At 53.9% G+C, this 25,912-nt stretch carries 28 protein-coding genes, 4 tRNA genes and 1 riboswitch; of the genes, 24 read left to right on the forward strand and 8 right to left on the reverse strand.

Features of this window, described 5'->3' with window-relative positions:
- The first annotated feature begins 76 nt into the window (after positions 1-76).
- From EDM60_RS16120 to EDM60_RS16140, 5 genes are all read left to right on the forward strand, one after another.
- A complete protein-coding gene (locus EDM60_RS16120; RefSeq protein WP_122964897.1) occupies positions 77-766 on the forward strand; it encodes a response regulator transcription factor in 690 nt (229 codons plus the stop codon).
- Between the two features lie 5 nt (positions 767-771).
- Positions 772-2,145: an ATP-binding protein gene (locus EDM60_RS16125; protein ID WP_122964898.1), complete on the forward strand. Its 1,374-nt coding sequence runs from the start codon at positions 772-774 to the stop codon at positions 2,143-2,145.
- A complete protein-coding gene (locus EDM60_RS16130; protein ID WP_122964899.1) occupies positions 2,142-2,711 on the forward strand; it encodes a PepSY domain-containing protein in 570 nt (189 codons plus the stop codon). Before EDM60_RS16125 ends, EDM60_RS16130 begins: the two co-directional genes overlap by 4 nt.
- Positions 2,712-2,803: 92 nt before the next feature.
- On the forward strand, positions 2,804-3,364 hold the full coding sequence (locus EDM60_RS16135) for a PepSY domain-containing protein (RefSeq protein WP_122964900.1): 561 nt from the start codon (positions 2,804-2,806) through the stop codon (positions 3,362-3,364).
- Positions 3,365-3,491: 127 nt separating this feature from the next.
- Positions 3,492-4,424, forward strand: coding sequence for a manganese-dependent inorganic pyrophosphatase (locus tag EDM60_RS16140; protein ID WP_122964901.1), 933 nt, complete (start codon positions 3,492-3,494; stop codon positions 4,422-4,424).
- A gap of 58 nt (positions 4,425-4,482) precedes the next feature.
- Here EDM60_RS16140 and EDM60_RS28695 read toward each other — a convergent pair whose 3' ends face one another.
- On the reverse strand, positions 4,483-4,653 hold the full coding sequence (locus tag EDM60_RS28695) for a hypothetical protein (RefSeq protein WP_167470318.1): 171 nt from the start codon (positions 4,651-4,653) through the stop codon (positions 4,483-4,485).
- Positions 4,654-4,773: 120 nt separating this feature from the next.
- Between EDM60_RS28695 and EDM60_RS16145 the strand changes: the two genes are divergently transcribed.
- The 10 genes from EDM60_RS16145 to EDM60_RS16190 all read left to right on the forward strand — a co-directional run bounded on the left by EDM60_RS16145 (position 4,774) and on the right by EDM60_RS16190 (position 13,205).
- Entirely contained in the window at positions 4,774-5,532 is a 759-nt protein-coding gene (locus tag EDM60_RS16145; protein WP_122964902.1) for a MerR family transcriptional regulator, read from the forward strand.
- Positions 5,533-5,676: 144 nt separating this feature from the next.
- Positions 5,677-6,234, forward strand: a complete 558-nt coding sequence (locus EDM60_RS16150) for a helix-turn-helix domain-containing protein (RefSeq protein ID WP_122964903.1) — start codon at positions 5,677-5,679, stop codon at positions 6,232-6,234.
- Between the two features lie 56 nt (positions 6,235-6,290).
- The gene (locus tag EDM60_RS16155; RefSeq protein ID WP_174769218.1) at positions 6,291-6,776 is read left to right on the forward strand and encodes a YbaK/EbsC family protein; all 486 of its coding nucleotides are present in this window, start codon (positions 6,291-6,293) and stop codon (positions 6,774-6,776) included.
- Positions 6,777-6,874: 98 nt separating this feature from the next.
- The gene (locus EDM60_RS16160) at positions 6,875-7,822 is read left to right on the forward strand and encodes an MBL fold metallo-hydrolase (RefSeq protein WP_122964905.1); all 948 of its coding nucleotides are present in this window, start codon (positions 6,875-6,877) and stop codon (positions 7,820-7,822) included.
- A 135-nt stretch (positions 7,823-7,957) separates the two neighbouring features.
- Positions 7,958-8,099, forward strand: a riboswitch (cobalamin riboswitch).
- A gap of 148 nt (positions 8,100-8,247) precedes the next feature.
- Positions 8,248-9,231: an ABC transporter substrate-binding protein gene (locus tag EDM60_RS16165; protein ID WP_122964906.1), complete on the forward strand. Its 984-nt coding sequence runs from the start codon at positions 8,248-8,250 to the stop codon at positions 9,229-9,231.
- Between the two features lies 1 nt (position 9,232).
- The gene (locus tag EDM60_RS16170; protein WP_063229754.1) at positions 9,233-10,270 is read left to right on the forward strand and encodes a FecCD family ABC transporter permease; all 1,038 of its coding nucleotides are present in this window, start codon (positions 9,233-9,235) and stop codon (positions 10,268-10,270) included.
- 5 nt (positions 10,271-10,275) lie between these two features.
- Positions 10,276-11,052 carry an ABC transporter ATP-binding protein gene (locus EDM60_RS16175; protein ID WP_122964907.1) on the forward strand — a complete coding sequence of 259 codons (777 nt, stop codon included), beginning with the start codon at positions 10,276-10,278 and terminating at the stop codon, positions 11,050-11,052.
- A 12-nt stretch (positions 11,053-11,064) separates the two neighbouring features.
- Entirely contained in the window at positions 11,065-11,631 is a 567-nt protein-coding gene (cobU, locus tag EDM60_RS16180) for a bifunctional adenosylcobinamide kinase/adenosylcobinamide-phosphate guanylyltransferase (protein ID WP_122964908.1), read from the forward strand.
- A 276-nt stretch (positions 11,632-11,907) separates the two neighbouring features.
- Positions 11,908-12,564 (forward strand): YitT family protein, encoded by a 657-nt coding sequence (locus tag EDM60_RS16185; protein WP_122964909.1) that lies wholly within the window; start codon positions 11,908-11,910, stop codon positions 12,562-12,564.
- Between the two features lie 164 nt (positions 12,565-12,728).
- Complete coding sequence (locus tag EDM60_RS16190; RefSeq protein ID WP_122964910.1) at positions 12,729-13,205, forward strand: hypothetical protein; 477 nt, start codon at positions 12,729-12,731, stop codon at positions 13,203-13,205.
- Here EDM60_RS16190 and EDM60_RS16195 read toward each other — a convergent pair.
- From EDM60_RS16195 to EDM60_RS16205, 3 genes are all read right to left on the reverse strand, one after another.
- The gene (locus EDM60_RS16195; RefSeq protein WP_122964911.1) at positions 13,190-14,311 is read right to left on the reverse strand and encodes an N-acetylmuramoyl-L-alanine amidase family protein; all 1,122 of its coding nucleotides are present in this window, start codon (positions 14,309-14,311) and stop codon (positions 13,190-13,192) included. The two genes, EDM60_RS16190 and EDM60_RS16195, sit on opposite strands and share 16 nt — an antisense overlap.
- Before the next feature lie 102 nt (positions 14,312-14,413).
- Complete coding sequence (locus EDM60_RS16200) at positions 14,414-15,220, reverse strand: WYL domain-containing protein (protein ID WP_122964912.1); 807 nt, start codon at positions 15,218-15,220, stop codon at positions 14,414-14,416.
- Entirely contained in the window at positions 15,207-16,514 is a 1,308-nt protein-coding gene (locus EDM60_RS16205) for a helix-turn-helix transcriptional regulator (RefSeq protein WP_122964913.1), read from the reverse strand. The genes EDM60_RS16200 and EDM60_RS16205 overlap by 14 nt, the downstream gene beginning before the upstream one ends.
- A 186-nt stretch (positions 16,515-16,700) precedes the next feature.
- Between EDM60_RS16205 and EDM60_RS16210 the strand changes: the two genes are divergently transcribed.
- From EDM60_RS16210 to thiM, 3 genes are all read left to right on the forward strand, one after another.
- Positions 16,701-18,137 (forward strand): RtcB family protein, encoded by a 1,437-nt coding sequence (locus EDM60_RS16210; protein ID WP_122964914.1) that lies wholly within the window; start codon positions 16,701-16,703, stop codon positions 18,135-18,137.
- Positions 18,138-18,362: 225 nt separating this feature from the next.
- Positions 18,363-18,881 carry a hypothetical protein gene (locus tag EDM60_RS16215; RefSeq protein ID WP_229049707.1) on the forward strand — a complete coding sequence of 173 codons (519 nt, stop codon included), beginning with the start codon at positions 18,363-18,365 and terminating at the stop codon, positions 18,879-18,881.
- Positions 18,871-19,683, forward strand: a complete 813-nt coding sequence (thiM, locus tag EDM60_RS16220; protein ID WP_122964916.1) for a hydroxyethylthiazole kinase — start codon at positions 18,871-18,873, stop codon at positions 19,681-19,683. The genes EDM60_RS16215 and thiM overlap by 11 nt, the downstream gene beginning before the upstream one ends.
- A 521-nt stretch (positions 19,684-20,204) precedes the next feature.
- Here thiM and EDM60_RS16230 read toward each other — a convergent pair.
- Positions 20,205-20,489 carry a phospholipase A2 family protein gene (locus EDM60_RS16230; RefSeq protein WP_063229741.1) on the reverse strand — a complete coding sequence of 95 codons (285 nt, stop codon included), beginning with the start codon at positions 20,487-20,489 and terminating at the stop codon, positions 20,205-20,207.
- A gap of 164 nt (positions 20,490-20,653) precedes the next feature.
- Here EDM60_RS16230 and EDM60_RS16235 point away from each other — a divergent pair.
- The 4 genes from EDM60_RS16235 to EDM60_RS16250 all read left to right on the forward strand — a co-directional run bounded on the left by EDM60_RS16235 (position 20,654) and on the right by EDM60_RS16250 (position 21,043).
- A tRNA-Ser gene (locus EDM60_RS16235) sits at positions 20,654-20,746 on the forward strand.
- Between the two features lie 4 nt (positions 20,747-20,750).
- Positions 20,751-20,824: transfer RNA gene (locus tag EDM60_RS16240), tRNA-Glu, on the forward strand.
- Positions 20,825-20,874: 50 nt separating this feature from the next.
- Positions 20,875-20,950, forward strand: a tRNA-Val gene (locus EDM60_RS16245).
- A 9-nt stretch (positions 20,951-20,959) separates the two neighbouring features.
- A tRNA-Leu gene (locus EDM60_RS16250) sits at positions 20,960-21,043 on the forward strand.
- A gap of 165 nt (positions 21,044-21,208) precedes the next feature.
- Here EDM60_RS16250 and EDM60_RS16255 read toward each other — a convergent pair.
- The 3 genes from EDM60_RS16255 to EDM60_RS16265 form a co-directional block, all read right to left on the reverse strand.
- On the reverse strand, positions 21,209-22,213 hold the full coding sequence (locus tag EDM60_RS16255; protein ID WP_122964918.1) for a FecCD family ABC transporter permease: 1,005 nt from the start codon (positions 22,211-22,213) through the stop codon (positions 21,209-21,211).
- Positions 22,210-23,205 (reverse strand): FecCD family ABC transporter permease, encoded by a 996-nt coding sequence (locus EDM60_RS16260; RefSeq protein ID WP_122964919.1) that lies wholly within the window; start codon positions 23,203-23,205, stop codon positions 22,210-22,212. Before EDM60_RS16260 ends, EDM60_RS16255 begins: the two co-directional genes overlap by 4 nt.
- Before the next feature lie 89 nt (positions 23,206-23,294).
- Positions 23,295-25,274, reverse strand: coding sequence for an AraC family transcriptional regulator (locus tag EDM60_RS16265; RefSeq protein ID WP_122964920.1), 1,980 nt, complete (start codon positions 25,272-25,274; stop codon positions 23,295-23,297).
- A 134-nt stretch (positions 25,275-25,408) separates the two neighbouring features.
- On the opposite strand from EDM60_RS16265, the gene EDM60_RS29450 reads away from it, so the two are divergent.
- Positions 25,409-25,534 (forward strand): hypothetical protein, encoded by a 126-nt coding sequence (locus EDM60_RS29450; protein WP_255679100.1) that lies wholly within the window; start codon positions 25,409-25,411, stop codon positions 25,532-25,534.
- Positions 25,535-25,545: 11 nt separating this feature from the next.
- The gene (locus tag EDM60_RS16270; protein WP_141254169.1) at positions 25,546-25,908 is read left to right on the forward strand and encodes a TroA family protein; all 363 of its coding nucleotides are present in this window, start codon (positions 25,546-25,548) and stop codon (positions 25,906-25,908) included.
- The last annotated feature ends 4 nt before the right edge of the window (positions 25,909-25,912 follow it).

Consider the following 25,912-nt stretch of genomic DNA (forward strand, 5'->3'; position numbering starts at 1 on the left):
CTTTTATGGTTTAATCTACGGTATCAGATTGCGTATGGCATGCCGTGTCCCGCGGCAGCGAAAGGAAGTCGTTAGCATGAGTCAGGCCAACATTTTGCTGATTGAAGATGAAAAGAAAATCGCCCGCCTGCTGAAGCTGGAGCTGGAATACGAAGGATATGAAGTGACGGTCGCAGAGGATGGAGCAGCCGGATTGGACTGTTTCAAAAGCGCAGCGTGGGATTTGGTCCTTTTGGACGTGATGATCCCGCGACTGAGCGGGATGGAGGTGCTGCGGCGGATTCGCACGTCAGACACCTTGACTCCGGTCATTTTGGTGACCGCCAGAGACTCGCTGCCCGACAAAGTCAGCGGACTGGATTTGGGGGCGAATGATTACATCACGAAGCCGTTTGCCATCGAGGAGCTGCTTGCCCGGATTCGCGCGTGCTTGCGCATGGCTGGGGCGCGAAAAAAAGAAGAGGAAGAGGCGCCGCTGCGCGTGGGCGATTTGTTTGTCGACGAGAAGAAACGGCTCGTCATGCGCGGCGAATCGCCAGTGGAGCTGACGCCGCGAGAGTTCGATCTGCTCGTCTATCTGGTGCGGCATGTCAACCAGGTACTCGGCCGGGAGCAAATTTTGAACGAAGTGTGGGGCTATGACTACTACGGCGATACGAATATCGTCGATGTGTACATCCGTTATTTGCGCAAAAAGCTGGACGATCCTGCTCATCCTCCGCTCATCTCGACGGTGCGGGGAATCGGGTATTCGCTGAAGGAGTAGAAGGGATGACGATTCGCAGCAAAATTCATCTGTTTTCAACCGTGTGGCTCGTGCTCGTGCTGTGTATTATCAACACCTCGATCTACTGGCTTTTTTACAAGCAAATGACCGGGCTGGAATTGGAGCGGCTTCAACTGCAGAGCGAAAAAATCGCGCAGCGGCTGCATGAAGCAGGCAGTCAGGCAGATGCGACTGAGCTTTTGCAAGCGTATTTGGCGCCGATTGAGATGATCCGTATCGTGAATCAACAGTCGCATCCGGTAGTGACAGCGACGAAAGATGTGGACTATGCCAGCTGGCGACCTGTATACAGTGCGCAAGAAACGTACCAGGTTGTGGAAAAGGCTGGCGTGCTGCATGCTGTCGGCCAGGTGCCGATGATTGCGGGTGACGGCAGCGTCATGTCTCTGGAAGTAACCACGGGCTTGTCGCACGTACAAGAAACGATGCAAACATTGCTCATCGTGCTACTGGTCGCTTCGCTCGTCGTCTTGCTGCCGTCGTTTCTTGCCGGCCGGATGCTCGCAAAACTCATCGTGGAGCCGATCCGCTCCCTGATTCGCACGATGGAAGAAATCCAGAAAAAAGGTCAGTTCAAAAAGCTGGAACTGCAAGCGAAATCCAACGACGAGCTGTACCAGATGGGGGATACGTTCAACAAAATGATGGACATTCTCCAGCTGCACTTTGCGAAGCAGCAGCAGTTCGTCCTCGATGCGTCCCACGAGTTGAAGACCCCGCTCACCGTGATCGAAGGATATGCGACCATGCTGAAACGATGGGGGATGAACAAGCCGGAGCTGTTGGAAGAGTCTGTCGAGGCGATCTATTCCGAAGCGGTGCGGATGAAAAAGCTGACGCGGCAAATGCTGATGCTGGCGAACCCGGACGAGGAAGCCAATCTGGATATGCGGGCAGTAGACGTGGTCGAGCTATGCGAAGAGACGAGCAAATGGATGAGGCGCACCTACGAGCAGGAAATCCGCGTCGAGGCGCAAAGCGCAGCGGTGTACGCGCTCGCTGACGAGTCAAGGCTCAAGCAGCTGCTGGTGATTTTGCTCGACAATGCGCTGACCTACAGCCAAAAGGCTATTCGAATCGAGATCGCCGAACAGCGGGACACGGTGAGCTTGTCTGTGATCGACCAGGGAGTGGGCATACCGGAAGAAGACCTTGTCCATATTTTCGACCGCTTTTACCGCGTGGACAAAGCGCGGGCAAGAGATACAGGCGGCACAGGACTGGGTCTGTCCATTGCCAAGCGCATTATCGATGTGCACAACGGCGGGCTGGATGTCCAAAGTGAAGTCGGGGCAGGCAGCCGTTTTACGGTGACGTTGCCCAAAGCAGCCCGAGAGAAAGCGGGGGAGAACGCTTGAAACAAAGACGTGTGTGGTGGCTCTTGGCCCTGCTCTTCGCAGCGGCAGCTGTTTTCGCCCTCTCCCGGATTGCTGGAGGAGAGCCGGAAGCAGGGCGCACGATCGGGGAAGTGGAGGAGTCTCTATCCGCTCGCTACGGCAAAGTCATTTCCGCTTTGGAGAAGACCGGGGAGGCAGGCAGAGAGGTATATGTCGGGACAGTGGAAAATGAAACGGGAACGTACCAGGTTGTCGCGGACGCCGAGACGGGACGGGTGATACGGATTACCCCTCTGGCGAAAAAGCAGACACCCCCGGACAAGACCGTGCAGCCCGTGGACGAAAGCAAGGAAACCCCTCCTGCACCACCTGCGAACAACGAGCTTGCCAAAAGCGGAATCTCACTCGATCGGGCCAAACAAATCGCGCTGCAACAAGTGGCCGGGACGTTTGACAGCATCGAAGTAGAGCATAAAAACGGCGCAACCGTCTACGAGGTAGAGATCAAAACCGCCGAAAGCCGGGAAGTGAAAGTAAGCATCGATCCGCTGACGGGACAGGTTTTGTCAATCATGTGGGAGGATTAAGTCCGTTCTCAGCAAATTTTAATCTTCTTCTCTCTGTTCGCTCATCTGCGTCTTGTAGCATGAAGACAGCAGAGAAAAAGGAGAGAATTTCCATGAAAAAAATCGTCATGTTAGCAGCAGGTATCATGCTCGTAGGAAGTTTTAGCGTCACAGCCTTGGCGAAGACGCATCAGCACGTTCCTCAGCCGAATCAGCAGGCTATGCCCGTCTTTTTGGAAGTAGATGAAGATGTCCCGGCAGACTGGGCGAAGCAAGTACGCCTTACTTCCGAGCAGGCACAAAAAATCGCGCTCGGCGTCCAACCCGGAGTGATCAAGGAGTGGAAGCTGGATCGCGCGGGAACGGCGCTCGTGTACAAAGCGGAAGTCGTCCAAAACTGGAAGGAGACCGATGTGTACGTCGATGCCGTAACCGGGCAGGCGTGGCGCGAGCATGATCCGGCCCGCAAGCAGCAGATGGTGAAGATCACCGCAGAGACAGCTCAAAAGATCGCCTTGTCCAAAGTGAACGGAAGCATCAAGAAAATCAAGCTGGATGAAGACGATGGACAGTACGTGTACGAGGTGGAAGTCCGTACCTCTAACCGCCAGGAAGCGGAGCTGGAAATATCGGCTACCACAGGCGACATATTGAGCATGGAGTGGGACGACTAAGTTTGTTGCGGCGCCGGAAGCCGATCTTTGTTTGCAAACAAAGGTCGGCTTCTGGAATTTTCCTTGGGAATATCCGCTATTCCATGGTATAATTTTGACGCCAATATACGACTAAGGAGTATGGATGATGGAAAAAAAGCTAATCTTCGGTCATAAAAATCCAGATACGGATTCCATTTGCTCGGCGCTCGTTTACGCTGATCTGAAAACCAAGCTCGGCGACAATGTAGAGCCGGTTCGCCTCGGTGTCATCAGCAGCGAGACAGCGTTCGTCTTGAACTACTTCCAGGTAAAAGAGCCGCGTCTCGTGGAAACAGTAGGAAATGAAGTCAACGAAGTCATTCTCGTCGACCACAATGAACGTCAACAAAGCGCAAACGACATCGAGCAGGTGCAAGTAGTCGAGGTAATTGACCATCATCGCATTGCGAACTTCGAAACGAGCAACCCGCTGTACTTCCGTGCAGAGCCTGTCGGTTGCACGACTACGATTTTGAAAAAAATGTACAAGGAAAACGGCGTGGACATCCCGAAAGAAATCGCGGGCCTGATGCTGTCTGCGATCATTTCCGACACGTTGCTGCTGAAATCCCCTACCTGCACCGCGCAAGATGTTGCGGCAGCTCACGAACTGGCTGAGATCGCAGGCGTGGACTTGCAAGCATACGGCCTGGAAATGCTGAAAGCAGGCGCTGACCTGAGCGACAAAACAATCGCTCAACTGCTCTCTTTGGATGCAAAAGAATTTCAAATGGGCAGCGCGAAAGTGGAAATCGCCCAAGTAAACGCCGTGGACGTCAACGATGTACTGGCCCGCCAAAGCGAGCTGGAAGCAGCGATCTCCGCGATCATTGCGGAAAAAGGTCTGGACCTGTTCGTCTTCGTGGTGACAGACATCTTGAACAACGATTCCGTTGCGCTGGCGCTCGGCAAAGCAACCGAGGCAGTAGAAAAAGCGTACAACGTTACGCTCGCAGACAACAAAGCGGTGCTCAAAGGCGTTGTATCCCGCAAGAAGCAAATCGTTCCTGTACTGACAGATACGTTTCAAGCTCTGTAATTGTTAGAAAAAAGCAAGCTGCCCGGACACATTGGTCTGGGCAGCTTTTTTCATGCATTCAAAACGGATTGTTGTTGTGCTGTTGCAAATGATGCATCGTCTGGTGAGCATAGGCGTCGTCGCTGTAGTGGTGGACGGCGTGCTTGTCTCTGGCCCGCAAGCTGACAGACCCTGTAAAAAAGAAGGCCGCGAGGAAGGTGGCTGCTACTGCGATGAGAAAATAGAGCAAAAGACATTCCCCCTTTTCACAATGGCTTGCTTTTACAATAACATTATTTTCCTGCTGCTACCACTGTTGACTTTGCCGGTGCGTAAATGTGTACGATGAATTTGTCAGGAGGGATACAAGATGGAATATACCGTGCAAAAGCTGGGTCTCCTGGCAGGTGTCAGCACCCGGACATTGCGTTACTACGATGAGATTGACCTTCTCAAGCCGGCGAGAATCAATTCATCCGGGTATCGTATTTACGGGCAGGCAGAAGTGGATCGGTTGCAGCAAATTTTGTTTTACCGCGAGCTTGGTGTCAGCCTGGAGGAGATCAAGGAAATCATGAGTTCTCCCACCTTTGATGCGGAGCGGGCACTGCGGGAGCACCGGGAGAAGCTGTTGGAAAAACGGGCGCAGCTGGATCGGCTGATTGCGAATGTCGATCTGACTTTGGCGCAGCGAGAGGGGACGAAAACAATGACAGACAAACAGAAATTTGAAGGCTTCAAACAGCAGTTGATTCACGACAACGAGCAGCAGTACGGCGAAGAAATCCGGGCCAAGTACGGCGACGAGCGAGTAGAGCGTGCCAATCGGAAAATCAAAGAGATGAGCGAGGAAGAGTATGCGCAAGTCGAGCAATTGAACGAAAAGCTGCACGCGACGCTGAAGCAAGCGTTTGCCAGCGGCGATCCGGGCAGCGAGCTGGCCCAGCAGGCAGCCGATTTGCATCGCCAGTGGCTCAGCTTTTACTGGGACAGCTACAGCAAGGAGGCGCACGCAGGCGTGGCTCAGATGTATGTCGATGATCCGAGATTTACGGCTTACTACGACAAGGAGCAGCCTGGCCTGGCAGCATTCCTGCGCGACGCTGTCGTCATTTACACACAAGCCTAATGACTAGCGAAAAACTTCCCCTGAACCGCGCATGCTTTTGGCGGTTCGGGGGAGTTTTTTGTTTAGGCGCTATTTTCTTTTGTGTTTGTTATGTTATATAATTGTTCATTATCTGATACAAAATGCAAAGAGAGGAGCACTCTGGTGGAATCAATACAGACGATCATTGGAGCAAACTTGGAGACGATTCGCAAAAAGCGGGGCTTGAGCCTCGATAAAGTAGCGGAGCTGACGGGCGTAAGCAAAGGCATGCTGCACCAGATTGAGCGCGGCGATTCCCAGCCGACGGTGACGACCTTGTGGAAAATGGCAACAGGTCTGCAAGTGTCGTTCTCATCGCTGTTGAAGGCGCCGGACAGTGCCGTTTCTTTTGTGTCAATCGCAGACGTGTCGCCCATCATCGAAGACAACGGCTTGTGCCGGGCGTATTTGCAGTTTCCTTTTGATCCGATGACCAAGCTGGAAATGTTTCGCATCGAGCTTGACCCGGGGGCAAGCTACTCGTCGACTCCACACAATGAAGGCGTCTACGAGTACATTACCGTCAGCGCGGGCGAGTTTTGCCTGAAAATCAAGGACGAGCTGTTTCGCATGTCGGAAGGTGACGGCATCCGTTTTGCTGGAAACGTTCCCCATCAGTACAGCAATGAAGGCGAAAAGCAAGCCGTCATTCAGGTCGTGATGTATTACGCAGAGCCGTAACCGTGACTGTCGTTCACAGCTAACGAAAAACGTGTGAAAGGAAAGGAGCAAAACTGATGCAGCCATTAAAAGAAAGCGCGCAGAAAGTGCAAGCGAGATTGCAACAATTGGGGTATGACAATCAGGTGGTCGAACTGCCGGATAGCACCCGCACAGCAGCGGAGGCAGCGCAAGCGATCGGATGCGAGGTCGCGCAAATTGCCAAGTCGATCATTTTTCGCCGGAAGACGACGGACAAGCCTGTTCTGGTCGTGGCAAGCGGCACAAACCGGATCGACGAAAAGCTGCTCGCGCAATGGATGCAGGAGAAGCCGGGAAAAGCAGATGCCGATTTTGTGCGCGAAAAAACCGGATTTGTCATCGGCGGTGTCTCGCCCGTCGGACATCTGGAACCGATTGAGACGTGGATTGATGAGGATTTGCTTCGCTTCGAAGTCATCTGGGCGGCTGCCGGGCATCCGAACGCTGTTTTTTCGCTGACGCCAAAGCAACTGGTACAAATGACGAATGGCGAAGTAGCGCGCATCGCTTCCCGCCCGTAACCAGCCAAGAAACGGCAAAGCCCTCTCGAATCCGGGCACGATCAATGGTAAAGTGGAAATATTCACACGATATCAAGTTGGCAGGGGGAGAAAAATCGATGCAACCTACTGAACCGATTTCCTTGGGACACCGCATCCATCTGATTGACGGCTTTGACATGGGATGGGCGGAGCGGACGGGAACGTATGTAATAGCAGAGGAACAATTGACGCTTGTCGAGACAGGGCCAAGCCCGTCCGTGCCGTACATTGTGGCAGGATTGCACAAGCTCGGCTTTTCGCCGGAGCAAGTCAAATACATCATCGTGACGCACATTCATCTGGATCACGCGGGCGGGGCAGGCTTGTTTTTGCGCGAATGCCCGCAGGCCAAAATCGTGGTGCATCCAAAAGGAGCGCGCCATCTGGTGGACCCGAGCCGCTTGATTGCGGGAGCGAAAGCCGTTTACCAGGACGATTTCAACCGCCTGTTCGATCCGATTGTGGCGATTCCCGAGGAGCGAATCTTGGTGCGAAAAGACGGAGACACCTTGCCGATCGGGCCGAACTGTGTCCTTGAATTTTTGGATTCGCCCGGCCATGCGAACCATCATTTCAGCATTTACGATCCGGTTAGCCGCGGCATGTTCACAGGTGATACAGCGGGCGTTTTTTATCCGCAGCTCCAAAAAGACGGATTGCATTTCGTTTTGCCGTCCACGTCTCCAAACCAGTTCGATCCGCAGGCGATGCTTGCGTCTATCGAGCGTTTTCGCAAGCGCGAACTCCAGCGTATCTACTTCGGGCATTTTGGCATGACGGAAGAAGTGGAGGACGTCTATCGGCAAGTGGCAGAGTGGCTTCCCGTATTCGTGGCAGAAGGCGAGGCGGCCGTTTCCGCCGGGCTTGGCACGGAGCAATTGGGGGACAGGCTGTTCGCTCTTGTCAGCCAGCATCTGCAAGCGCGCGGCATTGCCGAGCAGCATGAAGTGATGAACGTCCTGCGACTGGATTTGCAGGTGTGCGCGATGGGAATTATCGATTACTTGCACAAGCGCAAGCAGTAATTTTCGTCGGTTAGGCAAAAGGCTGCTGCAGGTTGACGGGCAGCCTGGACCTGCGTTTTGCTGCAAAATGACGCATTCTTTTTTTGGCCAAGGAATGCTATGATGGTGGGTGAGTCTTAGCTTGCAGGTACAAACAACTGAATACAGCAAGCAGGTGCCTCGTCTGTCATGGGCGAGGTGAAAAGGGAAGCCGGTGCAAATCCGGCGCGGTCCCGCCACTGTAAAGCGGCTGTCGCAAGCCGCAAGCCAGGAGACCTGCCTGTTTGCATGATGTGCCTGCGCCTTCGCGGAAAGGTTCGGCCCGTTCAGGACTTTTTGGCGTGACCAGATCGTCCTGGCAAGTCGACCCTTTTGTTTCCCGCTGGAAGCGAAGGGGTTTTTCTATGCTAAGAATCAACCAGTTGCCCAGAAAGGAAGTTATACATATGAAACGTTCGTGGAAACTGCTCATGCCCATGGTCATTGCTGCAAGCTTGGTCGGCTGCACAGGCAATGGCAACACGCAAACAGCCCCTGCTCCAAAGACAGAGGCGCCACAGACAACACCACAGGAAACAACGGCCAAAGCCACTGTCTACCCGCTGACGGTCAAAGATTCGACGGGAAAAGAAGTGACCTTGCAAAAAGAGCCGCAGCGGATTGTCTCCACCTCTCCGGGTGAAACAGAGATTTTGTTCGCACTCGGCCTGAACGACCGGATCGTCGGGGTGTCCGACTACGACGATTATCCGGCAGAAGCTGCCACGAAGCCGAAAGTGGGCGGTGTCGTCAAGCCGAGCGAAGAGGCGATTCTCGCCCAGTCGCCTGATCTGGTCATCGGCGGAATCTCGATGGATGAGCCTGTCGCTGCGAAGCTGAAAACGTTGGGCATGCCTGTTTACGTGACTCACCCGCAAAAAATGGATGAGATATTTGACAACATTTTGGCGATGGGTGTCATTACAAACAGACAGGAGCAGGCGGAAAAAGTAGTCGCAAGCATGAAGCAGGACATCGCGCGCGTGCAGGAAGCGGTCAAAGCGGTGAAGCCGGAAGACAAGAAAAAAGTGTACCTGGAATTTTCGCCGGGCTGGACGGTAGGCAAAGGGGAATTTCTGGATGAGCTGATCTCACTGGCAGGCGCGACAAACATTGCCGCTGATACCCAAGGGTGGAACCCGATCAGCGAAGAAAAGATTTTAAAAAGCGATCCTGACGTCATTTTGTATGCAAAAGGCATTACGGACGACAAGACAGGGAAAAAGCTGGAGGACATCATTGCGAACCGCAACGGCTGGGACAAGATGAAGGCGATCCGCGACAAGCAGATTTTCGGGATGGAGCAAAATTTGCTTTCGCGCCCGGGACCGCGGATTACCCAAGGTTTGATCGAGGTAGCCAAAGCGATTTACCCTGATCTGGTGAAATAAAATGAAGAAGCAGTTGCTTTTATGGGGAGGAGCCAGCAGTCTGATCCTGCTGGCATCGGCGGTAGTCAGCATTTCGATGGGAGCGGCATCGCTTCCGCTTTCGCAAGTATGGCTGATCTTGTTGCATCAGCTCCCCGGCATGTCGGACTTGGTTGCCGTGACATGGCCGGATTCGTCCGAGCAAATCGTGATGAAAGTGCGTTTTCCCCGCGTCATCCTGGCGATCCTGGTAGGGGCTTGCCTGTCGCTTGCGGGCGCCGGATTTCAAGGGGTGCTGCGCAATCCGCTCGCAGACCCGTTTACGATGGGAGTGGCATCCGGAGCTGCTGTCGGTGCCGCTTTTCTGATCCTGTTTGGCTTGCAATTCGCTTTTCTCGGGGAATGGAGCACGCCTGTGGTCGCCTTTTTGACGGGGCTGTGCAGTCTGTGGATTGTACTGTCGCTGGCGAAGACGCAGGGCAAGCTGCAAACAGAGACGCTCATTTTATCCGGGGTCGTCATTCAGGCGTTTCTCGGTTCGCTCGTCTCTTTTATGGTGTCCTTGTCGAACCAGACGGTGAACGAAATCGTCTTTTGGCTGATGGGCAGCTTGTCGTTTCGCGGCTGGGCTTTTACGTATGTGCTGATTCCGTATGTGCTGATTGGCGTAATCGTGCTGGTTGGCTATGCCCGCTCCTTGAACCTGTTTGCCCTGGGTGAGCGTCAGGCGGCGCACCTGGGCGTCAATGTCGACAAGACGAAGCTCATTATTTTGCTCGTATCGACTTTGTTGACGGCGGCAGCGGTTTCGATCTCAGGGATCATCGGCTTCGTTGGCCTCGTCGTACCGCATCTGGTGCGGATGCTGGTCGGGCCGGATCATCGCATCCTGCTGCCGATGTCGGCGATTGGCGGCGGCATCTACGTCCTGTGGGCGGATACGCTGGCGCGGATGCTGCTCGTTCCTACGGAAATCCCGCTCGGCGTCGTGACCGCGTTTTTGGGAGCGCCGTTTTTCGCCTATTTGTTGAAGCAAAACAAACGAACCGGAAGGAGGTAGCTGCGATGATCCACGTACGAGGTTTGCAAAAAGCTTACCAGGGTGTATCGGTTTTAACAGAAATCGATTTTGACGTGAAGCGGGGCGAGTTTTTCGGCATCATCGGCCCGAATGGCAGCGGCAAATCGACGCTGCTGAAAATGATCTCCAGCGTCATTGCCCCTGATGCGGGAGAGATCACGCTCGCCGACAAGCCGCTTGCCCGCTATACGCGCAAAGAGCTGGCTCGTATTCTCGCCGTACTGGAACAGGAAGGGCTGCCTCCTGTCGGTTTCCGTGTCCGCGAAGTGCTGGAGATGGGACGCTTTCCTTATCAAAACTGGCTCGGCGAGGAAAAGGATGACGTCACGCCGCTGATCGAGGAAATCATGCAGCTGCTGGGGCTTGTGCCGCTGGCGGAGCGCACGCTGGATCAGCTGAGCGGCGGGGAGAAGCAGCGCGTGGCTTTGGGCAAGGCGCTCGTGCAAAAACCGCAACTGCTGCTGCTGGACGAACCGACTACGTACCTCGATATCGGCTACCAGATTCAACTGATGGATATTGTCCGCAAGTGGCAAAAGACGACGCAAGTGACCGTCGTGGCGGTTCTGCACGACTTGAATCTGGCGTCGCTCTACTGCGACCGCATCCTGATGCTGCACAAAGGAGTGCAGATTGGGGTAGGAACGCCGCAAGACATGCTGCAAACGGACAAGATTGAAGCGGTGTACGGGACAAGGCCGATCGTCATGGAGCACCCTGTCCATCATTTGCCGCAAATCATGCTGCAATCCCGGGCGTAAGGAGACGTTGGAATGATCGTACTTGTGACAGGCGGTGCGCGCAGCGGCAAGAGCACGTTTGCGGAAACATATGCGGCTCATCTGGGAAAAGCAGGCGTCTATATCGCCACCGCGCAAGCTTTTGACGAGGAGATGCGCGAGCGGATCGCAAGGCATCGCGCGCGAAGACAGCAAAGCGGCTTTCTGTGGGAGACAGTCGAGGAGCCTTATGCACTCGCTGACGTGATTCGCTCGTTGCAGCAGCGAGACGAGTTCAAGCAAAATCAGGCAGTCGTGCTGGTTGATTGCCTGATCGTCTGGCTGTCCAACTGGCTGATCCGCCACGAACAGGAGCAGGCAGTGGAACGCACGCTTGCACAGGTAGATGAGCTGATTGCAGCTCTGCAACATTTTCCCGGAACGATTTTGTTCGTTACGAATGAAGTCGGAGACGGGCTGGTTCCGGAGTATCCGCTGGGACGCATGTTCCGCGATTTGGCGGGCCTGATGAACCAGCGCATGGCGGCGGCAGCCGATCAGGTTTTCCTGCTCACGGCAGGCATTCCGCTGGAGATCAAAAGCAAGGCGTTTCGCTTTTAGGAAGGGGAAAAGACGGTTCGAGTCGTCTTTTTCCCTTTTTTATGCTATAATATAAGAAAAGCAATGGAAGGGATCAGGATACCATGCGTCCCCATAGGACGATCTGGAAACGTTTTGACCTCTCCTACATCTAGCTTCGTAGTAGTCGATCGTCACTTGGACGACCAATCTACTACGAAAGCGAGGCCCTTTGTATGAGTAGCGACTTATACTTGCGATGTTCCTCCGTAGTCGGTTGGTCGTCTGTGCCAAAACCGACAAAAATGCGAGGAATCGATGATGAGGAGAGCGCTGCAATTTGTTCAACGTTACGGTATGATTTTGTTTGGAGCTTGTTTGCTGGCATTTGCGTATTATCACATTAACTTTCAGAACCATTTGTCTGAAGGTGGCTTTGTAGGTTTGGGCCTGTTGGCCAAATACGTCTTTGACCTGTCGCCAGCGTTAATGGTGCTGCTGTTGGATATCCCGCTGTTTTTGGTTGCCTGGTTAGTGAGAGGGCGACAATTCATCTGGGATACGATTTTTGCCTCTTTGGCTTTTACCGGGTTTTACGAGCTGTTTGAACAGTATTCCCCGATTGTCATGGACATGAGCAGAATGATGCCCCTGGCTTCTGTACTGTCAGGCGTATTGACCGGACTCGGCACGGGACTGGTTTTGCGCTACGGAGCAGCGACGGGCGGCGACGACATTTTGTCCCTGTTGCTCAGCAAGTATACGGGATTGTCCATCGGTACGATTTTCTTGTTGCTGGACGTGATGGTTTTGTGCCTGTCGTTCTGGTATGTGCCGATGAAAGAGATGCTGTACACCATTTTAGCTGTAGTCATTTCCAGCCAAGTGATTACCTGGACGGTCAAATCCGGAACAGGAATCGCCGTAGAGGAAGAGGCGCACGCTCATGGCAACGTCTCTGTGACGCACCAATGAAAATGAGTAATCCAGTTGAAAAACATGCCTATACACATGCGCGCAAAAGGCCAAGTCGGGTTAGCTGTCGACTTGGCCTTTTGCCATTTCTACGTACATAACTATATGGCGAAGTAGTGGATACTAACCCTTACGAGAGTTTTGACGGAAAGGACGGGGGAGCAATGAGCGATCGTTTTTTTGGCAACTACAAAGCGTTCGTGGTCATCCCGGCAAAAGAAAAGGGAGCGGGGCCAAAAGCGTTTGATCCAAGCGATTACAGCCGCCATTTCATCCTGACGTTTTCCTTGTACGATTCGCTGATTACGTGCTGGAAGGAAGCCGGGAAGTTCAAGGTTCAGCCGCGGCAAGGCTTGGCTCGTGTCATCGATGCGTTTAACCTCAAGCACGACGGCACGGCTTACTTGCAAATGCTGGAGATGGAGGACGACCAGCCGTATTTTGTGCTGGCGTTATCTTGCAAGTCGGCCGCCGATCACGAGCAAGCAGCGATTAACCGGATTACGCAGCTGCTGGAAAAAGATTTCGCCACGGATCTGTTGATCGGGGAAACATGGTACCAGCTGATCGGCGCCAAAGGCAAATTCGAGCGGAAGCTGTTCTCCTACAACATACAGCCTTATGCTCAACCTCCGAAGTAGTCGGCGAGTCCATCCGCGATGGCTTGCGCGGCTTTTTCCTGGTACGAGGACGTGCGAACGAGCGCTTCGTCTTTTGGATTCGATAAAAAGCCCAGCTCCACGAGCACGGACGGCCTGTCGTTTTCCCGCAGGACGTGGTAGTCGCCGTAGGAGATGCCGTTGCTTTTCAAGCCTATGCCGCTTGCCAGGCGCGATTCGATACTGCGGGCGAGGTCGTAGTCTTTGTTTTGCGCATAAAAAAAGGTCAAGGTGCCGCTGTTTGGCTTGGTCGAAGAATTGTAGTGGATGCTGACGAAGGCGTCTGCTCCCCGCGCCTCGCTGATCGCCACCCGCTGCGAGAGCGAAGGCTTTTCCGCATCGCTCGTCCGCGTCAAAATGACCTGCGCCCCGCGCTGCCGCAACTTGCTCGCCAACAGCGCCGTAGTTTTCTGGTTCAGCGTCTTCTCTTCGGTGTTCCACTTCGTTCCGAGCGTTCCTACATCGCTTCCGCCGTGCCCCGGATCAAGCACGATGACTTTGCCCCGCAGTCCGCCTGACTTGTTGCTCTTGCTAGTGGCTGGACTGCTTTTTCCTTCCTGGATGTAACTCGACGATACCCAGCCTGTTTTGCCATCGGCGGTTCTGGCCTGGAGCCAGTCTGCTTGCCTGTTGACGATCTCTACCTGCGTGCCTGCGGACAGCACGTGCAAAATGTCATGCGTAAGTCCGGGACCTTTGCGCATGCGCAGCGCATCGGCTGTCACGAAGCCTGTTTTTTTGCTGCCAGCAGCTGATGGGGCTTGCACGGATGTGCCTGAGCTTTTCGCAGGGGAGGAGGCGGTGCCAGCCGCGCCTTTTTGCAAGTAATAGCCGGCAACCCAGCCGCTCGTGCCCTGGTAGTTGATTTTCACCCAGCCATGCGATTCGTCCGAGATGGTCACGGATGTACCGTACTTCAGCGTCGCAACGACGGACGACTGCAAAGCTGGTTCGCTGCGGACGTTCAGGGAGGTCGCAACGACTTTGGCTTGCGCTTGCGCTGCTTGTGCCGGCTCCGTGAAAGCGGCCACAGCGAAACATACGGTCAGCGCGCCGAGCAGGAACGCTGTTTTGCTTGTTCGTTTCATGATGTCTACCTCTGGTCATCGATTGTCAGTTGCTCTTTGGACAATGATAAAGGGAAAAGCAGCCTGCCAGTAGGGCATTTTTTCCTGATTTTGCTTAGGAAATTAGTGGAGGGGAGGAACGTATCGCGCCAAAGCGTTCGCGGCTGACTCAGCCATGCGCTTTTTCAGCTGATCGTTCTCGACCACTTTGACCCGCAAGCCGAGAAAGCGCAGCCGGGACAAAATAAATTCTTGCTCGTCCTGCAAAAAGCGCAAGGTGATCGTGTATTCATGTGTGTCCGGGTCGTAGGCGACGTCTTTGTCAAAGCAGGAAAAGGCGTACAAGATGCGTTGCAGCTCGTTATTGTAGCGGCGCACGACCAAGATTTTCGCCGATTTTTTGCGCGCCGCCAGTTTTCCGGCAATGACAGGCAAAAAGCTGTCGTACCACTCGTCCTCGATGTAGATTTCCTTGATGGACTGGATGAGCGAGAGTGGCGTGGTAAGCAGTTGATTGGAATCGACTGTCAACCAGATCAGATACCAGTCTTTTTTGACCAGGGAATACTCCAGCTTGTACGGGACGCCGCGCTGCTTGCGGAAAGCCGGGCCTTTTCGGGTAGCGCTATGAACCAAAATGTGATTTTTGCCGAGAATGATGCGGCGCAGCTTGCGGATGAGCGGATGCCAGACTTGCTTGGTGGACGCGCCCGCTTTTTCCACAAACGATGCTTGATCGGCCGATCGTTCGTGCGTGGCGGTCAGTTGCTGGAGCTTTTGCAAAGTATCGGCTGCAAAAAAGTGGGCGGCGGCCGGGTGGGCAAGCATCATGGCAAGCCACGCTTTCTCGTGCGACGTCACCGGATACAGGCCCGCTTCGTCCAGCCGCGCAACAAGCTGGTAGTTGTGTATTTTATCAAACAGATTCATAGTAAGCGAGCAGCTCCTCCCATTCTTTTTGAAACTGCCTGCGCAAAAAAGCTGGTGCAAGCACTTCGCAACTGGAACCGAAGCTGCGAATCCAGGGCGTGATCTCCTGCGTGCCGTTGACTGTGATCTCGTACACGAAGTTGTCCCTGGTTTCTTCCGTGATGCTGCCCCACTGACCTTGCGCCTCGACTCTTTCCTTGATGAAAGAATGCGGCGTGTGCTTGGGGTGGAAGAAGCGCAGCCTGATCGTCACGGGATCTCCTGTGTCGATGAGCCAACTCGTCTGGATTTGCTTGTCTACGCGCTCCCGCATGCGGGCAAAAGCGTCAGGATGGGCTTGTTTGCCGAGAGCGAGCTGGGTCATTCCTTCCACGCGGTATTTTTTCAGCGGGCCATTTTCGCTTTCCTGCGCGAGCAAATACCAGCGCCCGTACTGATGGTCAAAAATGACCCGCAACGGATACACGTTTTGCGGCTTTCCTGACGAATCGCGCTGGAAGGCCGGATTCGTATTTTGCGAATCGTAAAATTTGCTGCGCTTGGGCGTGAAATAGCAAAATTCAACCATTTGCTGCTTGGTGATCGCAGCGGCGAGAATCAGCGCCTGCTGCTCGTCAAGAATGCGGGAAACGAAGTGATATTTGAACAAAAAGGCTTGCCAATCCTCGCGTTGCAGGCGTCTGTCCAGGAAGCGTTGTGTCTTGTGGCGCAAAAAGTAGCCGGGCACAGCAGGCAGTTGCGTGTTTGCCATGATGTCGATGAAGTCGTGCAAGTCCAATAGCTCGTCTTCTGTCAGGCAGTTCCACAGGTCTTGCGCGAAGGAATAGACGAACGGACGGGCTTCCCCGCTTTTTTGGATGACGCCGAGTTCTTCCAAGTATTTCAAATCTTGCCGCAATGTTTTTTCATCCGGAACTTCGCCAGTTGGCGTGGAGAGAAAACAATCTAGCAGCTCTTTTGTAGAGCACGGCTGTTGGCTGAGTTGCTCCAAGAGGCGGGAAAGCCGCTCCACTTCCGACTCTTTCAACGATTTGGCGTGATAGAGAAACATCAGGAAATTGTCGGTGACAGCGAAGTGGTTGTAGCGCAACTGTGTGTAGTAACCTTTCTTCTCCTCATCCGTCACGTACTGGTAGATCGTGGACTGGATTTCCTTGAGCTTTTTCACCGTTTTATCCAGCGTGTGTACGGAGATGCCCAGTCTTTGCGCCAACTGTTGCCGATTGTAGGCGCCTGCGGTCAAAAACATCAGCCTGAGCAGCTGCATTTCTTTGTCAAAGCCTTCTCTAGCCATTTACATTCATCCTTATCCGTGCCATTTTTTCCAAATTAGTCCTCATATTACGAAAGAGCAAGAGCCAAAGTCAAGTCGTAATACTTTTGCCATGTTCATCCATGCAAAAATGAGCGAAGATAACGACAGAGAGAAGGAAGGGCACGCAAAGCTTGCCCGCTGGAAGGAAGAGAGGAGAACACGATTATGAAGACGATAAACCACGGACAGCACCATCGGGAGGTTCAGCTCGGCTCTGGCTCCGTGCATGTGTTTGCCAACGATGAAGTGTTTGCCAGCTTTGGGGAACGCGTATACGAGATGGCAGAGCACAATCTGCGCATCCCGCGCAATGTGTATTTTTCTTACACGCCGGATGCCCATGTCGGAATTGGAACATGCATTGGGACGACTGCGGTCTGGAATATGCACGACGGATTTGTGTCACCGTCGATTGTCGGTTCGGATATCGGCTGCGGCATGCGTGTGCATATGACGCCGCTGCACCGGGACGACTTGCAGGACAAAAATTTGAAGCGGAAGCTGATCGAGGCGATAGAAGCGTACGTGCCGACCTCTGAGCGCGGACAAACGGACTTTACAGACATTTCGATCGAGGAAGTCGTAAAGCATGGACTGAACGGACTGCCGGCTGCTTATTTGGCGAAGCCGACAGGCGAGCCGGGAGAAGTGAGCCGATCGCTTACACACGTGGAAAAGCATACATTTGCCTTCGATCATGCGGCGTTGGCACACATTCCGGCCAAGTCGTGGCAGCGGGCGTGGGGTCAGCTCGGAACATTGGGGGGAGGAAATCACTTCATTGAAATCCAGGCGATCGAAATCGCGGAAGAAAACCGGGAGATCGCCACAGAATGGGGCTTGTTCGACGGGCAAGTCGTGATCATGATCCACTCTGGCTCCCGCGCCTGGGGAGCGACGCTGGGAAGAGATTACACGAAAAGCTTCAAGGAAGCGATGTTCAAATGGGGGATCGAGAACCCGGAGCCGAATCTGGTTTACGCGCCAATCGAGACGGCGGAAGGGCAAAGATACTTGAACCTGATGTACTCGGCGTTGAACTACGCCGTTACGAACCGCCATCTGATCGGCTACTCCGTGGAACGGGCTTTTCAGGATGTGCTGGGAAAAGACTTTTCGACCCCGGTGCTGTACGATTTGATGCACAACTACGCCCTTCAGGAGTATCACCGCAACACGCCGATGCTGATCCACCGCAAAGGGGCGACCAAGGCGCTTCCGGCAGGCCACTTCCAAAATCCGAAGGCGTACAAAAAGACCGGGCATCCGGCGCTGATCCCAGGCTCGATGGGAACATCTTCCTACATTATGGTAGGGGCAGACAGCGGAGCGAAAAACTTTTACTCGATCTGCCATGGCGCAGGACGCGTGCGCTCCCGCAAGGCTACGAAAGAAATCGTGACGATTGATCAGTTCGAGCGCGCCTTGCGGGTAGGCGAGGATGACGAAATCATGGTCAATCACCGCTCGCTCGCAGCGATTTTGGATGAATGTCCGCAAGCTTACAAAGACGTGGATCAAATTATCGATTCCGTCGTCGGGGCAAAATTGGCGTCTGTCGTAGCCAAATGCAAGCCGCTGATCGCAATCAAAGGGGTATAAGAAGAGGTGGTTCCCGGTGTCGCGCGGGGGCCATCTTTTGATTTTTCCAAAATAGGTTCGAATGTAACATAAATTGCATGGCTTGTGCAACCGATATCAAAAAGGAGACATTATAGGGGAGATAGGGGAACAAATATGGCTACATACTATTACTTCACCTGCCAAAAGTGCCGAACCCGGGGGGGAGTTTTCGGCGAACAGCCTTGGGGGTGGGGGAACTTTGACATGATCGAGTCCTTCAAGTTTCTGGCCCATCACATCCGCACTTGCGGGGAGGATTCCATCCGCGTCATCTCGGAAGATGTGGACGAATACGTCGATCAGTTGCATGGAGAATACAACACCTTCCTGGAAGAGACGAAGCATATTTTCCCGCATTCCAAAGATTGGGAGTTTCTTGATCGGTGGAAATCGCTCAAAGTCGAGGAATTGAAGGAAAAATGGGTAGAGGAAAACCGGATCGCGCATCCGGATGAACGTTTGAAGATTTGCGGTACGCTGGAGGACTTTGAAATTTTGCAGCAGCGGGCGGGGCGCATTTCTTTTTTGGCAAAGGTGCGGGACGATACGGACACGCTCTGGAAGGTGGTTGCCAGCTCGCCTGAATTGCCTGTCTTGCATCATTCCTATATCATCATAGGAGTAAGACAGGATCATCCGGAGCTGGGGAAAATCGTGGAAGTGTTCAAGATGGTTCCCCGCTCTGTAGATAGGAAAGAGAGGGAAGGCGAACGTGAAGCTTGAAGCGATCAGTGAACTGCTTGAAAAAGTACGGGAGCGCAATCCGCTTGTGCACAACATCACCAACGTTGTCGTGACCAACTTTACAGCCAATGGCTTGCTCGCGCTCGGAGCATCTCCCGTCATGGCTTATGCGAAGCAAGAAGTGGCGGACATGGCGAAAATCGCCGGATCACTCGTCCTGAACATGGGCACCTTGAGCGAGCGGGAAGTAAAGGCGATGCTGATTGCGGGCAAATCGGCCAATCAGCACCACGTTCCGGTCTTGTTCGATCCGGTAGGCGCAGGAGCAACCCCGTATCGAACCGAAACGGCACAAAAAATCGTGCGCGAGCTAGATATCGCCCTGGTTCGCGGAAATGCGGCGGAGATTGCCAACGTCATCGGGGAATCGTGGGAGATTAAAGGCGTGGACGCAGGCGAGGCAGGCGGAGATGTCGCTTCGCTCGCCAAAGCAGCTGCCGAGAAGCTGGAGACGGTAGTGGCGATCACGGGCAAGGTGGATGTCATTTCAGATGGCAGTACGGTGTACGCCATCGACAACGGCCATCCGATCTTGACCAAAGTGACGGGAACAGGCTGCCTGTTGACTTCCGTCATGGGGGCTTTTGCCGCTGTTGCCGAAAACACGTTGGCGGCGGGGGCTGCTGCGCTCGTCGCATACGGTGTGGCTGCGCAAAAAGCAGCGGAAAAATCGGCGGCAGACGGTCCGGGCAGCTTCCAGATTCAGTTTTTGGATGCGCTGTCCTCCGTATCGGCCGACGATATCCATCGGCTGGGCAAGATCGAACAGCATAAGCTGTAAGAACCGAAAGCAGACTCGTCGCTGTTCGGAAGCCGAGAAGCCGGATTTTGGCAGCAAGTTGCCTTGGGTGGGGCGGGAAGAGCAGCTTCTTCCCGTCTCACCGCTTGGGCATGTGCTTTTGGGAATGAAAAAATCCCCTGTTTTCCAGGGGACGAAAATGATCGCGACTGTATGGCTATGATTAGGCTAGATAAGTTAGGGCGTAGCTGTAATTTCGCAGCGTATAGCATAAGAGCTTCTTTTGGTGCTCCGAGAGCGCTAGGAATACAAATTCTACTTGATCATTTTCAAACTTGCGGACGTAAAAGCAGGAAATCCCATGGCAGATCACTTCTCTTTTAAGCGACAGTGCAGCACGGGCGTCGGTGCATATGTGTACTTCCACGGCGTGTAACCTCCTTGGACATTCAATAGAGTACCAAAAAAAGCCAAGGAAAATCACGGGAAATATGGCGGAATTATGTCCAAGTAGTTACCGTTTTTTGTATAAAGAATGATAAGAATGACAATTCGTAAAAAGGCTACTTCATGTCGTCAGGAATACACTTCGATCGGGAAAAATAGGCGGAAATCATCGCAGCCATCCTGCCTTTTTCCGTGCTCATATCGATCTTGTCCTGCAAACAGCGCAGCAGCTCCTGATCGCAGCTGCACGAAAAGTAGCCGCGCTTCTGGTAGCAGTAGTCATGTTTTTTGCAGCAACGGTCGATATCGTCGATAGGGGCGCCTGGTCCAGAGCAGCCTGGCCCGCACCAATTTCCGTACAAACAAGGGATACGTCTTGCCCGCCGTCGTCTTCTGCCCACCTGTCATCACTCCGCAACATAGATGATTACTGGTAGCATATTGGCGGAGGGAGAAACTTGCTTTAGGCAATTCCCACAAATTTTAAAATATATCTTGTAATCGTTTGCTAGATATGATAGATTAATTCTTGCCTGAGCTGTACAGCTCGGCAAGTGATACAGATGGATGGATGTCCGAGCGGCCGAAGGAGCACGATTGGAAATCGTGTAGGCGGGGTCGACCCGTCTCGTGGGTTCAAATCCCACTCCATCCGCCATCTTGGCCCGTTGGTGAAGCGGTTTAACACAGCAGCCTTTCACGCTGTCATACAGGGGTTCGAATCCCCTACGGGTCACTTAGAAGCCCAACAACTGGTTGGGGCCCCGGCGAAAGTCGGGGTATTGTGGAGGCTTAGCTCAGCTGGGAGAGCATCTGCCTTACAAGCAGAGGGTCGGCGGTTCGATCCCGTCAGCCTCCACCATTTTCATACGCGGTCGTGGCGGAATTGGCAGACGCGCTAGATTCAGGTTCTAGTGGTGGCAACACCGTGGAGGTTCAAGTCCTCTCGACCGCATCGCTTTATCAATGAAAGGTTCTTGTTCTGCTGTTTCTGGCAGAACAGGAGCCTTTTTGCTATTTCCAAATCATGTACAAGCATTTGGCCATGCAAAACAAAAATCCCATCCATACAGAAAAAGGAGCCGGGGACCAGCCTCCGACTCCTTTTCGCTTTTGCCGATTATGACCCTGGCCGTTTGCGCCTGAACAAGAGATACAGGAAAAACGGAGCGCCCACTCCGGCGGTAAATACGCCCGCAGGAATATCGAGCGGCAAAAACAGCATTCGTCCCGCCAGATCGGCAAGCAGCAGCACGATTGCGCCGATGAGCGCTGCCGTCGGGATGACGATTCCGTAGCGATTGCCGACGAGCTTTCTCGCCATATGCGGGGCAAGCAGGCCGATGAAGGAGATCGTTCCGGCGATGCCGACCGCTACCCCGGCGAGGGCGACGCTGAGTAGCATCGCGGCCATTCGGCTCATCTGAAGTCTGCTGCCGAGACCGATCGCTGTTTCTTCGCCGAGCGCCTGAATGTCCAGCTCTTTCGCATACAAGAGCGACAGCGGGATCAAAGCGACGATCCACGGCCAGATGGCCTTGATATAGCTCCAGTTCGTCCCGTACAAGCTGCCCGTCATCCAGTTCAGCACCTGGGCTGCGAGATAGGCGGGGCCGCTCAGCAGCAAAAACATCGTCAAGGCGCTCATCGCCGTCGAGATGCCGATACCGATTAGCACGAGCCGGGACGGAGTGACTCCCTTTTTCCAGGCGAACGAGTAGTTGACCGAAGCAGCGGCGAATGCCCCTGCGATCGCGATGATCGGCACGTAATGAATACTGTAGCTGGTAAAGGCGGTCATAAAAGCGACCACCGCTACCGAAGCGCCGCCCGTAACGCCGAGCAGGTCCGGAGAAGCGAGCGGATTGCGGATCACTCCTTGCAGCAGGCTGCCGGAAACAGCCAATGCCGCGCCGATCAGGAGCGCCGCTACGATGCGTGGCAAACGAAACTGTGTAATAATCAGATCGCTTCCTTCGCCGTTCATGCCGACAAGCGACAGGACCACGTCCCGAATCGGAATGGACACACTGCCGAGCGACAGACAGAAGACGGCGAGGATCAAAGCCGCAACGGCAAGCGAGCTTACGATCGTCGCATTTTTCCATGTCGGACGTCTCTTCATGACTTCCTCCTTCTCGCCACGAAGATCAGGAACGGAACGCCGATCAGCGCCGTCGCCACGCCGACCGGGACTTCTTTCGGCATAAGGACGAAGCGCGCGGCGAGGTCAGCCGCTACCAGCAAAATCGCTCCGGTCAAGGCGCTGTAAGGAAGCAGCCAGCGGTGATCGCTGCCTACCGCGTATCGGCACAGATGCGGCACGATGAGTCCGACGAAGGCGATCGGTCCCGCCGCCGCTACGGAGCTGCCAGCCAGAAGGACGACTGCGAGCGCGGAGGCGGCCCGGATCAGTGTCAGCCGCTGACCGAGCGACTTGGCGTTGTCGTCGCCTAGCGCCAGCACATTGAGGGAGCCTGCGATCAGCATTGCGAGGAGCCAGCCGACGCACAAGTACGGCAGGACGAACAGCAGATGGCCCAGCTCTCGACCCGATACAGAGCCGATCATCCAGAGCAGCGCCGTTTCCAGCGAATGCTTGTGAATGAGCATAATCCCTGAGGTGACCGAGGACGCGAAGGCAGCAACAGCCGCCCCGGCCAGCGTCAGCTTGATCGGCTCGAAACCGCCGCCCCCCTGCATGCTCAGCGTATATACGAACAAGGAAGTTATCGCCGCTCCGCCGAGCGCGATCCAGATCATGCTGCTCATCGGCAGGGACGATCCGGTTAAGGCAAGTCCGATAACGATAAACAGAACGGCACCGGAATTGATCCCGAGCAGAGAAGGCGAGGCTATCGGGTTTTTCGTCAGCACCTGCATGATCGCTCCGGCAACGGCCAAGCTCGCTCCGACGGCGGCGGCGATCAGCGCCCGGGGAACACGCGTAGTCGTCACGATCAGATGCTCGTTGGAGCCGTCAAACTGTGTATAGGCGAGCCAGATGTCGCGGAGGCCGAATTGTTGCAGCCCGAACAGGACGCTGGCCAGCATCCCGAGCAGAAGGATCACACATCCGACGGCAAGCCCGATCCATTTTCGCTTGCGACTTTGCATCACTATCCCATTGTCCTTCACCTCTTTTCGTGTTCTGAACAAGAAAAAAACCGGCGTCAGCTTCAAGCCGACGCCAGCCAGCGTTTATGTTACTTCACTTCGAAATAAGCGGCCAACTCATCGAGCAGCAAGTTCGCCGCCTTGTAGCCGCCTGCCGAGTTCCAGATCGCCTCGTCTACCTGGATCACCTTGTTCGCTTTGGCAACGTTCAAGTTTTTGAACAGCGGGTCGTTTTTCCATTCCTCCACAACCTTCGCCGCATCGTTTTTCCCGGCTTGCTCCGACACGAAGTAAAACATGACGTCTCCGTCCATGCTCGGGATCGTTTCCTTCGTCATCACTTCGATGAACGAATCTTTGTCCTGAGCGGGCGGGCGAGCGATGCCGAGTTGATCGAGCAGCACCCCGGAGAATGTCTGCTTCTGGTAAATCCGCACCTGCGACGCGGAGAAGCGGACGACCGACACTTTTGTTGCCGCTTTGCTGCCCAGCTTCGCCTTCACGTCGGCAACGCGCTTGTTGAAGTCCGCCATCGCTTTTTCGCCTTCGTCCTTCTTGTTGATCGCTTCCATGTACAGCTTGAAATTGATTTGCCAGTCGCCAGCCAGGTCAGCCGCGAATATGGTCGGCGCAATCTGGTTCAACTGCTCGTATATTTTCTCCTGCCGGACTTTGTTTCCGATAATGAGATCCGGCTTCAAGCTTGCGATCATCTCGATATTCGGCTGCAACTCGTCGCCGACGACCGTGACGTCTTGCATCTCGTCCTTGATATGGTTGTACCACGGCGAGCCGACCCACGATTGGACGGCGCCGATCGGCTTCACGCCTACAGCAAGCAGCGCTTCCGTACCTTCGTTTGTCAAAATGACGACTCTCTTCGGCGTGCCGTTCACTGTCGTTTCGCCCATCGCGTGCTTGATGACGCGGGGCGCTTCTTTATCCGACGAAGTCTGGGACGCCGGGGCTGTCGCCTCTGTATTTTGCTGTTGTCCTGCCGTCCCGCTGGCCCCCGTACCCGGATTTGTCGTACCTCCGGAGCATGCGCTTAGCAGCAAAGCGAAGCAAAAGAGCAGTGTAACGGCTAAAGATGTTCTGGTCTTTCTACGCATCGATAAATGTCCCTCTCTCTCATGTTGATAACGATTATCAATTACATGAACACTATACCGTTGAAGCTCTCTCGCAACAATGGGAGATGTGGACAGGAAGGATGGATTTTTTAGACGTTGCTCCTGTTTCAGCGCCTTTTCTTTAAAAGCGGTCGGCGAAACGCCCTCGTTTTTTTTGAACTGGCGGCTGAAATAGTAGCTGTCCGGGTAACCGACGCTTTCGGCAATTTCTTTAAGCGTGCAATCGGTCCCAAGCAGCAGTTCTTTCGCTTTCGTCATGCGAAGCTGGATTAAGTAATCGATCGGGCTCGTCTCGTAGCGTCGCTTGAACCAGCGCAAAAATTGGCGCGGATTGCAGTCGAGCATCTCCACAAGCGATTCGAGCGTAATCGGCCGGGCGTAATGCTGGTTCATGAACAGCACCGCCTGGGTGACCGGGTCCGGCTTGATCGGCTCGATTCCTTGCTGGTCGAGCTGTCGCATGACTTCGTAGACGAATTGATAAAATAACGACTTCACATGCAATTTGTCGATAAGACCAGCTGCGATCCATTCCTTCGCCATTCGCTCGGCGATATCGAGCAAAAAAACCGGATATTGCGGCGCAAATCCGTACTGCATGCGAAACGGATCGTCCAGCTCCGCTTGCCGCATCAATTCTTTGCGGCTAGGAAGGGAGGCCGATGCCTTGTACAAAATCATGTAATATTCGAATGATTGCTTGGCGGCAATATCGAGGCAAACGCCCTTGCCCCCGTGAAAAAGATGAAACCGCTGCACATCGTACGGCACTCCGTCGAGCCTTACTTGCGCGCTTCCGCGGGTCGCATACAAAAAAGCGTTGGCTGGCAGCCGATAGTCGAGCAGCTCTTCGCCGCTTTCCATGCTTCTATGCCGTATATCCATCACTTTGACGGAAGCCTGATTCCACAGCAACAGATGATCGTCCAGTTTCATTCGTTTCGCCTAGCCCCTTCCAACTCCAAGCTCAAGTCCATAATGCTCGTTGCTACTCATTATATTTGATAATAATTCTCAATTACAACGACTATTCTTATAAAAGGAGAAAAAAGATAGGGACCGTCAATGAAATGTCTACGTTGGAAGAGCGGATGACTTTGTTCGGGGAAGTATTCGGAATGCCTGAGCAAGCGAAGGAATTTATCGCACAGTATGAGACAAAACGCGAGGAATCATCTATGAAGATCTGGGGATGAAAGCTCCGGCCATGGTTGAAAAAGAGTTTTTCAACCGAGAGAATCCAAAATCGGAAGGCTACTATTCGCCGATTTCGCTGGAAGTGATTGGGGAATGCTTGTACGACGCTGACATCATCGCATACACGAATTTTGCGCCCCAAGCAGACGTGCTGGAAAAGAAACTTGACTCGGTTGGGATATGGAAAACGATTCCGGCAGTGAAGCAAGGAAATGTTATGTTTCATTCGGTTAGCGATACGCTGTCAGATTGTCAGATAGAAGGAAAAGCAAGCAGTGCCCGCTGTTTTGTTTGTAACCGCGGCTTGGCAGAGAGGGGGACAATCGCCTTTATCGTGTCAAGCCGCTTTTGGTGCGTTCACGCGACTGACTGAGGGA

Source organism: Brevibacillus parabrevis (assembly GCF_003710905.1).
GTDB classification, from domain to species: domain Bacteria; phylum Bacillota; class Bacilli; order Brevibacillales; family Brevibacillaceae; genus Brevibacillus; species Brevibacillus parabrevis.

Coding starts and splice junctions, on each gene's coding strand:
- EDM60_RS16120 (WP_122964897.1), top strand. CDS start 77: ATGAGTCAGGCCAACATTTTGCTGATTGAAGATGAAAAGAAAATCGCC.
- EDM60_RS16125 (WP_122964898.1), top strand. CDS start 772: ATGACGATTCGCAGCAAAATTCATCTGTTTTCAACCGTGTGGCTCGTG.
- EDM60_RS16135 (WP_122964900.1), top strand. CDS start 2,804: ATGAAAAAAATCGTCATGTTAGCAGCAGGTATCATGCTCGTAGGAAGT.
- EDM60_RS16140 (WP_122964901.1), top strand. CDS start 3,492: ATGGAAAAAAAGCTAATCTTCGGTCATAAAAATCCAGATACGGATTCC.
- EDM60_RS16145 (WP_122964902.1), top strand. CDS start 4,774: ATGGAATATACCGTGCAAAAGCTGGGTCTCCTGGCAGGTGTCAGCACC.
- EDM60_RS16155 (WP_174769218.1), top strand. CDS start 6,291: ATGCAGCCATTAAAAGAAAGCGCGCAGAAAGTGCAAGCGAGATTGCAA.
- EDM60_RS16160 (WP_122964905.1), top strand. CDS start 6,875: ATGCAACCTACTGAACCGATTTCCTTGGGACACCGCATCCATCTGATT.
- EDM60_RS16165 (WP_122964906.1), top strand. CDS start 8,248: ATGAAACGTTCGTGGAAACTGCTCATGCCCATGGTCATTGCTGCAAGC.
- EDM60_RS16170 (WP_063229754.1), top strand. CDS start 9,233: ATGAAGAAGCAGTTGCTTTTATGGGGAGGAGCCAGCAGTCTGATCCTG.
- EDM60_RS16175 (WP_122964907.1), top strand. CDS start 10,276: ATGATCCACGTACGAGGTTTGCAAAAAGCTTACCAGGGTGTATCGGTT.
- cobU (WP_122964908.1), top strand. CDS start 11,065: ATGATCGTACTTGTGACAGGCGGTGCGCGCAGCGGCAAGAGCACGTTT.
- EDM60_RS16185 (WP_122964909.1), top strand. CDS start 11,908: ATGATGAGGAGAGCGCTGCAATTTGTTCAACGTTACGGTATGATTTTG.
- EDM60_RS16190 (WP_122964910.1), top strand. CDS start 12,729: ATGAGCGATCGTTTTTTTGGCAACTACAAAGCGTTCGTGGTCATCCCG.
- EDM60_RS16195 (WP_122964911.1), bottom strand. CDS start 14,311: ATGAAACGAACAAGCAAAACAGCGTTCCTGCTCGGCGCGCTGACCGTA.
- EDM60_RS16200 (WP_122964912.1), bottom strand. CDS start 15,220: ATGAATCTGTTTGATAAAATACACAACTACCAGCTTGTTGCGCGGCTG.
- EDM60_RS16205 (WP_122964913.1), bottom strand. CDS start 16,514: ATGGCTAGAGAAGGCTTTGACAAAGAAATGCAGCTGCTCAGGCTGATG.
- EDM60_RS16210 (WP_122964914.1), top strand. CDS start 16,701: ATGAAGACGATAAACCACGGACAGCACCATCGGGAGGTTCAGCTCGGC.
- EDM60_RS16215 (WP_229049707.1), top strand. CDS start 18,363: ATGATCGAGTCCTTCAAGTTTCTGGCCCATCACATCCGCACTTGCGGG.
- EDM60_RS16255 (WP_122964918.1), bottom strand. CDS start 22,213: ATGAAGAGACGTCCGACATGGAAAAATGCGACGATCGTAAGCTCGCTT.
- EDM60_RS16260 (WP_122964919.1), bottom strand. CDS start 23,205: ATGCAAAGTCGCAAGCGAAAATGGATCGGGCTTGCCGTCGGATGTGTG.
- EDM60_RS16265 (WP_122964920.1), bottom strand. CDS start 25,274: ATGAAACTGGACGATCATCTGTTGCTGTGGAATCAGGCTTCCGTCAAA.
- EDM60_RS29450 (WP_255679100.1), top strand. CDS start 25,409: ATGTCTACGTTGGAAGAGCGGATGACTTTGTTCGGGGAAGTATTCGGA.
- EDM60_RS16270 (WP_141254169.1), top strand. CDS start 25,546: ATGGTTGAAAAAGAGTTTTTCAACCGAGAGAATCCAAAATCGGAAGGC.